The sequence below is a fragment of the Fretibacterium sp. OH1220_COT-178 genome, from assembly GCF_003860125.1.
Lineage (GTDB): Bacteria > Synergistota > Synergistia > Synergistales > Aminobacteriaceae > CAJPSE01.
Map to the genome: position 1 here is coordinate 1 of NZ_RQYL01000091.1, position 336 is coordinate 336.

The 336-nt window shown below is 69.0% G+C and carries 1 protein-coding gene; it reads right to left on the reverse strand.

Annotated elements, in window-relative coordinates; genetic code table 11:
• A partial coding sequence (locus EII26_RS12975) for an ExbD/TolR family protein (protein WP_199735237.1) occupies positions 1 to 250 on the reverse strand: 250 nt, incomplete at its 3' end.
• Positions 251 to 336: the final 86 nt, after the last annotated feature.

The following is a 336-nucleotide window of genomic DNA, read 5'->3' on the forward strand; positions in this document are numbered from 1 at the left end:
GCGAGGCCAGAGCGGGGACGTCGGCGCTCGTCACCGCGGCTCCGCCCCAAAGGACCGTGCCGTCCGCCCTCACCGACACCAGCAGGGCCCCGCCCTCCCTCTTCGGCATCCCCTCGCCGCGGGGCAGATCCACCTCCACCCTCCCCTGCACGAAGCTGGCGGTCAGCACGAAGAAGATGATGAGCATGAAGAGCACGTCGATCAGGGGGGTGATGTCCAGCTCCAATCGTTTTCGGGACCGGCGTCTCATGGCGACAAGCGCCCCGTCTCACGGGCGACGTGCTCGCGGATCAGAAAATCCGCCGCGCGCTCCAGCGCCTCCGACCGGGAGTCGAC